At 46.8% G+C, this 7860-nt stretch carries 6 protein-coding genes; all 6 read right to left on the bottom strand.

Features of this window, described 5'->3' with window-relative positions; all coding sequences use genetic code 11:
* Positions 1-376: 376 nt before the first annotated feature.
* A complete protein-coding gene (gene rlmH / locus NFR99_RS14055; protein ID WP_120486894.1) occupies positions 377-856 on the bottom strand; it encodes a 23S rRNA (pseudouridine(1915)-N(3))-methyltransferase RlmH in 480 nt (159 codons plus the stop codon).
* Positions 857-922: 66 nt separating this feature from the next.
* A complete protein-coding gene (locus NFR99_RS14060) occupies positions 923-1225 on the bottom strand; it encodes a Dabb family protein (protein ID WP_120486893.1) in 303 nt (100 codons plus the stop codon).
* Positions 1226-1237: 12 nt separating this feature from the next.
* On the bottom strand, positions 1238-2626 hold the full coding sequence (gltA, locus tag NFR99_RS14065; protein WP_120486892.1) for an NADPH-dependent glutamate synthase: 1389 nt from the start codon (positions 2624-2626) through the stop codon (positions 1238-1240).
* Positions 2626-3516, bottom strand: a complete 891-nt coding sequence (locus tag NFR99_RS14070; RefSeq protein WP_120486891.1) for a sulfide/dihydroorotate dehydrogenase-like FAD/NAD-binding protein — start codon at positions 3514-3516, stop codon at positions 2626-2628. The genes gltA and NFR99_RS14070 overlap by 1 nt, the downstream gene beginning before the upstream one ends.
* A 139-nt stretch (positions 3517-3655) precedes the next feature.
* Positions 3656-6583, bottom strand: coding sequence for an FtsK/SpoIIIE family DNA translocase (locus NFR99_RS14075; RefSeq protein WP_251353959.1), 2928 nt, complete (start codon positions 6581-6583; stop codon positions 3656-3658).
* Between the two features lie 101 nt (positions 6584-6684).
* Complete coding sequence (locus NFR99_RS14080) at positions 6685-7560, bottom strand: undecaprenyl-diphosphate phosphatase (RefSeq protein WP_120486890.1); 876 nt, start codon at positions 7558-7560, stop codon at positions 6685-6687.
* Positions 7561-7860: the final 300 nt, after the last annotated feature.

Below are 7860 nucleotides of genomic sequence, written 5' to 3' on the forward strand. Positions count from 1 at the left end.
TGTCGATGACCTGCGGGCTGAAATTGAGAAGATACCTGCGCCGCCTCCTGTTTGTTGCTAACGTGTTGCTAACCGTTCACATTTATCGGGCTTTTCAACCGCTCATACAAAACTATCCAAATCCCTGAAAACCCTGTATTTATGCGGGTTAAGACCGTTTCCCCGCTTATTTCCTACATTCTTTGATGTTTCTCCGATTTAAAATCTCCTTAATTCTGTAGAACTTTGAGAAATACGAAAATTTTGATTCAAACACATTTGCGCTGCTTGCTACATTCATAGAATAGCTCATGCCAAAGTCTTCCTCACCCGCACCATAGAAATAGTTGTAATCATACGTATCTTGGGGAACATAATTCCCCTGCCGTTTTCGCCCTTACTTGTGATATGGTTCACGCATCATAATCCGGTACCCCCGATAGATTTGCTCCAGCAGAATCATTCGCATCATCTGATGCGGAAATGTCATTTTCGAAAAACTTAAAAGATAATCCGCCCTTCGCATCACTTCATCTGACAACCCCAGTGAGCCGCCGATAACAAAAACCAGACTGCTCTCTCCCTGTATTCCCAAATTCTCTACCAGCTTTGACAGCTCTATGGAATCCAGCATCTTCCCCTGTATCGCCAATGCAACGACATAATCACCTTCCCTGATATATTTCAGCAGACGTCTGCCTTCCGTCTCTTTAATCTGTGCCTCCACAGCATCGCCCGCTTTATCCGGCGTCTTTTCATCTGCCACTTCCACAATCTCCAGCTTACAGTAACGGCTCAGCCGTTTTGCATATTCACTGATTCCCTGAACCAGATATTTTTCCTTGATTTTCCCTACGGCTAACAAAGTAATCCTCATAAATCCGCCTTTCTTAAATCCTTTACGAAAAAACAGGGATGGAGTTTTTCTCCATCCCCTTTTACATTATTCTTCGAAATCAATTGCTGTTCTATTGCACACAAAAGGACGTACATACGTATCTGCCACCTTCACATGCTCAGGATGTGTTGCATACGCTTTCAAATCCTCCGGTGTGTTATGCTCTGTCAGAAGCACCATATCGTGGGTACTGGACGGCAGCAGATCTGCGACAAATCTTGCAGAAACCAGCCCCGGCACTTTGCCTGCCAGCGCTTCCAGATGCTCAGCCATAGCAGCCTTCAGCTCCGGCTTCTTCGCTTCCTCCACTTCTTCTTTAAAGCACCATGTTACAATATGTCTAACCATAAAGGCTCTCCTTTACTTATTCGATAAGAACTCATGAATGCCCTTTGCCGCAGCTTTTCCGGCGCCCATAGCCAGGATAACTGTCGCTGCGCCTGTCACGGCGTCTCCTCCTGCAAATACGCCTTCTTTCGATGTCTGTCCATTCTCCTCGCTGGCAATGATACATTTTCTCTTATTCGTATCCAGGCCGATTGTCGTGGACGAAATCAACGGATTCGGCGAAGTACCCAGCGACATGATAACCGTGTCAAGCTCAAGCTCGAACTCTGACCCCGGAATTGCCACAGGACGCCTTCTACCCGAAGCATCCGGCTCACCCAACTCCATGCGGATACATTTCATTCCCCTGACTGCATCGTTCTCATCTACCAAAATTTCTGTAGGATTCGTCAGCAAATCGAAGATAACTCCTTCTTCTTTCGCATGATGAACCTCCTCCACACGCGCCGGAAGCTCTGCTTCGCTCCGCCTGTAGACAATATGTACCTCTGCCCCTAAACGCAGAGCCGTCCTTGCGGCATCCATAGCCACGTTTCCGCCGCCTACTACCGCTACCTTTTTACCCCGTGCAATCGGCGTATCATAATTCTCATCAAAAGCTTTCATCAGATTATTTCTTGTAAGGTACTCATTTGCGGAAAATACACCGTTTGCATTCTCACCCGGAATTCCCATGAACATCGGAAGCCCTGCGCCGGAACCAATAAATACCGCCTCAAAGCCTTCATCTTCCAGCAATTCATCAATCGTTGTCGATTTGCCAATGATTACATTTGTCTCAATCTTAACGCCCAATGCCTTTACGTTTTCTACCTCCGCAGCTACGACTTCACTCTTCGGAAGACGGAACTCCGGTATTCCGTATACCAGAACGCCGCCAGCCTCGTGCAGAGCCTCAAAAATCGTTACATCATATCCCAGCTTCGCCAAATCCCCTGCGCATGTCAAACCGGAAGGACCTGAACCGATAACGGCTACCTTATGGCCGTTCTTCTCAACGGAAACGCTCGGCTTAACATTATTTTCTCTCGCCCAGTCAGCCACAAAGCGCTCCAGCTTACCAATAGAAATCGGCTCGCCCTTAATACCGCGGATACATTTTCCTTCACACTGGCTCTCCTGCGGACATACGCGCCCACAGATAGCAGGCAGGGCGCTGGACTCAGAAATAACCTGGTAAGCCGCCTCTATATTTCCTTCTTTTACTTCATGTATGAATGCCGGAATATTGATAGATACCGGACATCCCTGTACGCATTTTGCATTTTTACAGTTAATGCAGCGCGCAGCCTCTTCCATCGCTTCCTCTTTGTTATATCCCAGGCATACTTCCTCAAAGTTTGCAGCCCTCACGTTCGGAGCCTGCTCTCTTACAGGAACCTTCTTCAATACGTCAGCCATTATTCGTCACCTCCACAATTTCCGCATCCGCCATGATGGGTATCGCCCTCACGCTCTTTCAGCAGCGCTCTTCCCTCTGTTGTCCTATACATCTGCTGTCTCTTCATCGCTTCATCAAAATTAATCAAATGACCGTCAAACTCCGGTCCATCCACGCAGGCAAACTTCACTTCATCTCCCACAGTCAGACGGCAGGCACCGCACATCCCCGTACCGTCTACCATAATTGGATTCATGCTGACAACTGTCGGTATATTCAATTTTTTCGTCGTCAGGCAGCAGAACTTCATCATAATCATCGGCCCAATCGCGATGCAGACGTCGTAGCTCTTTCCTTCCTCAGTAACCAAATCCTCGATAACTTTTGTCACCATTCCGCTTCTGCCATAAGAACCATCGTCCGTCGTTATGTACAGATTTCCGGCAACCGCCTTCATCTCTTCCTCAAGAATAATCAAATCTTTCGTCTTAGCGCCTACAATAACGTCCGCGTCAATGCCCTGCTCATGCAGCCATTTTACCTGAGGATATACAGGCGCTGTTCCCACGCCTCCGGCTACAAAAAGAATCTTTTTCTTCTTCACTTCCTCCAAATCATCCGTACACAGCTCAGACGGTTTTCCCAGAGGTCCGACAAAATCCCGGAAAGAATCTCCGGCTTTCAGATGCGCAAACCTCTCCGTCGACGCGCCGATAATCTGGAATACAATCGTAATCGTGCCTGCTTCCCTGTCGTAATCGCAGATAGTAAGGGGAACTCTCTCACCCTTCTCATCAATCTTTGCGATAATAAACTGTCCCGGCAGACAATGTTTCGCAATACGGGGCGCCTCCACATCCATTAAGTAGATCGGCCCTGTAAGCTGTTCCGCTTTTTTAATCAGATACATGACTCTCCTCCTGTTTTCTCTTAAAATGAATAATTACGCTGTTTTCAGTATAAAACAATCATGTCGAAATTTCAATCTAAAAATAATTCCCGTGTGCCTTCCTGCGTGCATATTTGTACTCCGATTATTTTCTAAACTGTCACGATTCTTCCAGGTACTGTTCAAATTCTTCCATGGACATCAATACTTTCCTGGGCTTTGTGCCTTCCTCCGGCCCTACCACGCCTGCCTCGCAAAGCTGATCCATAATCCGCGCCGCACGGTTAAAGCCAATCTTAAATACCCTCTGGAGCATCCCGATAGACGCTTTTTCCTTTTCAATGATAAACTTCCCTGCCTCTGCAAAATGAGAATCTACATCACTGCCGCCCGCTGCCTGCTGTACTTTGGTTATCTGTTCTTCCACTTTATTATCATAGCCTGCGCTGCTGAATCCCTGCTGAGACAAAAATTCTACCACTTTCCCCACTTCATCATCCGACACAAACGCCCCCTGCACCCTGGCAGGTTTCTGATAGCCCTGAGGATAGAACAGACAGTCACCCTTGCCCAGCAGTTTCTCTGCCCCGTGCATATCAATAATTGTGCGCGAATCTACGCCGGAAGATACTGCAAATGCAATCCTTGAAGGCATATTTGCCTTAATGAGTCCGGTAATGACATTCACAGAAGGCCGCTGTGTGGCAATAATCAGATGGATACCTGCAGCCCTGGCAAGCTGTGCCAGACGGCAGATAGAATCCTCCACTTCACCGGGAGCCACCATCATCAGGTCTGCCAGCTCATCTACAATAATCACTATCTGCGGCAGTTTCTCCGGCTTGCCCTCCTCATCGATATTCTGGATAGACTCTATTTTCGCATTGTATCCTTTCAAGTCGCGCACATTCAAATCCGCAAACTTCTTGTAACGCTCCGTCATCTCAGCAACGCCCCAGTTCAACGCCCCCGCCGCCTTTTTCGGATCCGTCACAACAGGGATATACAAATGAGGAATTCCATTATACACACTTAGCTCTACCACCTTCGGATCAATCATGATAAGCTTTACATCCTCTGGTTTCGCTTTATATAAGATACTCATAATAATTGTATTGATGCACACTGATTTTCCCGACCCCGTAGCGCCTGCAATCAGCAGATGGGGCATTTTCGCAATATCTGTCACAACTACTTTCCCTGCAATATCCTTCCCCGCAGCAAATGCCAGATTGGACGGATGATTCTGAAAATCCGAAGATTCCAGAAGTTCCCGCAGCATAACAGGACTGTTTTCTTTATTAGGAACTTCAATCCCCACTGCCGCTTTTCCCGGAATCGGCGCTTCAATCCGGATATCTGCAGCTGCCAGGTTCAACTTGATATCATCTGCCAGATTTACAATCCTGCTTACTTTCACGCCCTGTTTGGGCGCCAGTTCATACCGAGTGACAGAAGGTCCGCAGCTCACGTTCGTCACGCTGACCTCTACGCCAAAATCATGTAAAGTCTTCTGCAGCTTCGCAGCAGTCTCCTGCAGTTCTCTGCCTGCTCCCGCCATTTTCCCTCTGCCGGGTTTTTTTAGTAAGTCAATCGGAGGAAATACATACTCCGGAGGCGGCGCCTGTACCTGCTCTTCAATTTCCTGCGCCACTGCCTGCACTCCTTCTTCCTGCTCCTCCTTTGAAGAGCGCGGTTTCTTCTCTATTTTCCCGGCGCTTTTCTCCAGAACAGCCCCTTTACTCTCTGTCCGCAAAACTTCTGCAGATTCCTCCTGACCGGAAATCTCTGTATACTCTTCTTCATCTTCCGGTGAAATCCCCGTAAACTCATCTCCGCCTTCGAGCGAAATTCCCATAAATTCTCCTTCGCTCTCCGTCAAAATCCCCGTAAACTTTTCTTCATAATCCTGCAAGTTCTCTGCTGATCCCTTTTCATCCCTCTGGAAACTTTCTGTAACGCTCTCTTCCTCCTGATATGTGAAACCTGAATACATATCTATCGCCTCTGACAACGGAACTTCTATATATTCCTCCTCATCAGCTCCATACAATCCTTCTATCCGATAGGAAAGTTCTGGTTCCTCTGTCTCCTCTTCTGCCTCATCTTTTTTCTCTTCAATGCTTTTCACTGAAATAAACTCTTCGGGCATCTCCCGTATAAGCTTACGCCTCTGGCGGGACTTCTCTGGCACTGCCTCTCTCCGTCCATTCCCCATCACGCCTGCATTTTCCTGAAACATTTCCGGCACCTGAATCTCTTTTTCCGGTTCAGGCTGTGCCGCTGCCTCCGTATCACTCTTCTCTTCAGCCAATCCTGACCTAAGCATAATCTGATCCAGTTCTTCAAGAAGCTGTCTCTTCTCTTCCTCGAATTTTCGTGTGCGCTCCATCTGCCGCCGTTCTTTACGGATAGCCGCTTTCTCACGCCGCCGCTCTGCATCTCTTTTTGCCGTCTCATACACCTTATTTCCACTGTTTCGCATCCCGGCAAACAATGATTTCTCTGTAATGAGAACCACGCAGATAATACTCAAGATAATCAAAACCGCATAGGCTCCTGCGATTCCTATTCCGGATTCCAAAGGTCTGCACAGCAAGCCTCCGATAATTCCGCCGCCTGTTTTCAGTTCTGAGCTGTCCCTAAAATAATCTAAAAAATCCCTCGTCATATCATTACCGTTTGTTATTAGCTCTGTTAATGCACAAAGGCAAAGCCACAACACCAGAATCGCCCCAAACTTTATCCACGCAACTGTATTCCCCTTATTCGAAATCATAAATGCTACGGTAAATAAAAAAGCCAGAGGAAGCAGATAAGACAAAAATCCAAATACCCCAAACAAAAAACCGCTGACTGCATCGCCAATAATTCCACCAAATCCAATATTACTGATAAACATGAGAATAGCCAGCGCCAATCCCAGCCAAAGCATTACTTCATCCCTAATCGTAATTCCGGACGCTGCCTTCATCTGGCCTCCGCTCTTTTTCAAAGTTGTCGTTTTCTTTCGGCTCACAGCAGTTTTTGACGCTGTGGACTTCTTCTTTGGCTGAACTGATTTTCCTGTCGCTTTCTTTCCTGCCATTTTTTACTCCTCTCTAACAATTCAATCTATAGGCTCCACAAACGGTCAAGCCAAAAATCAGCAGGACACCCATGATTCGATGGATTATCCTGCCAAAATACTTACAATATAAAATGAGCCGCGATTGCCGCTACGCCAAGCACCAGACAATAAATAGCAAAACCTTTAAATTTCTTCTTTCTTACTATAGAAAGCATTACTTTAATACATACATATCCCACCAGTCCCGCAACAACCGCACCAATCACACAGCATAGCACCAGATTTCCCGTAATCTCCTCAGCAACGGCATCTTTGATTTCCAGAACAGACGCTCCCAGTACTGCCGGAACTGCCATCAGAAATGAATACTTCACTGCAAACCGCTTATCAAACCCGCTGACAAGACATGCCGTAATCGTTGTACCAGAACGTGAAAGCCCCGGCAATGTAGAAATCCCCTGTGCAATTCCGATAAAAAATCCGTTTGTATAGCTGACGTCCCGCGGAATCTTTTTTCCATCCTCTGTAAAATCTGCGACTACCAGCAACACTCCTGTCAAAAGCAAGCAGACGCCTGGAACAATTAATGTAGCGCTCGCTGCTTCCACCAGGTTCTTCGCCGCATATCCAATCACACCTGTCGGTATGGTAGACACCAAAATCAATACTACAAACTTTCGATAATTGTTATGTATAATACGTTTATAGCGAAGCGCCTCATCATTCTTTCGGTTTGAAATCCATATCTTGGTATTCGCTCCTATATCTATACAGATGCAGATTGCCTCTCGTATCATCCGTACAATATCTTTCCGATAAGCCACAAACACAGCTGCCAGCGTCCCCACATGAAGCATGATATCAAACAACATGCTTCCTCCTGTATCAATCTCAAAGATATTCTGTGCAATTGCCAGGTGTCCGGAACTGCTCACCGGCAGGAATTCCGTTAACCCCTGTATGATTCCCAGAAAAATCGCCTGTAGTATTGTCATATTTTCCTCCTGAAGTTACTGCAACTCATATTTATGCGAATTTTATTCGTCTTCTCTTTATCTAAAACTTCTCTGTATCATACCCGCGTATATTGTAGCACATTTCTGCTGAATGTACAAACCGTATTTTTGCATGGAACACAATTTTGCTATTCTCTTGCAAATTGCGGTTTGTCGGGGAGTCTGTCGGAGTCTGTCGCTTACCCCAGATACCGGGGCAGGTGCCCCGGCTGTGTGGTGGCCGGCGTTACGTGCGTGTGTGACTGCGTGGACTTCCCTGATACATGCCGTGGATGGAAT

Origin of the sequence: Hominisplanchenecus murintestinalis, assembly GCF_943193015.1 — a bacterium.
Classification (GTDB): domain Bacteria; phylum Bacillota; class Clostridia; order Lachnospirales; family Lachnospiraceae; genus Hominisplanchenecus_A; species Hominisplanchenecus_A murintestinalis.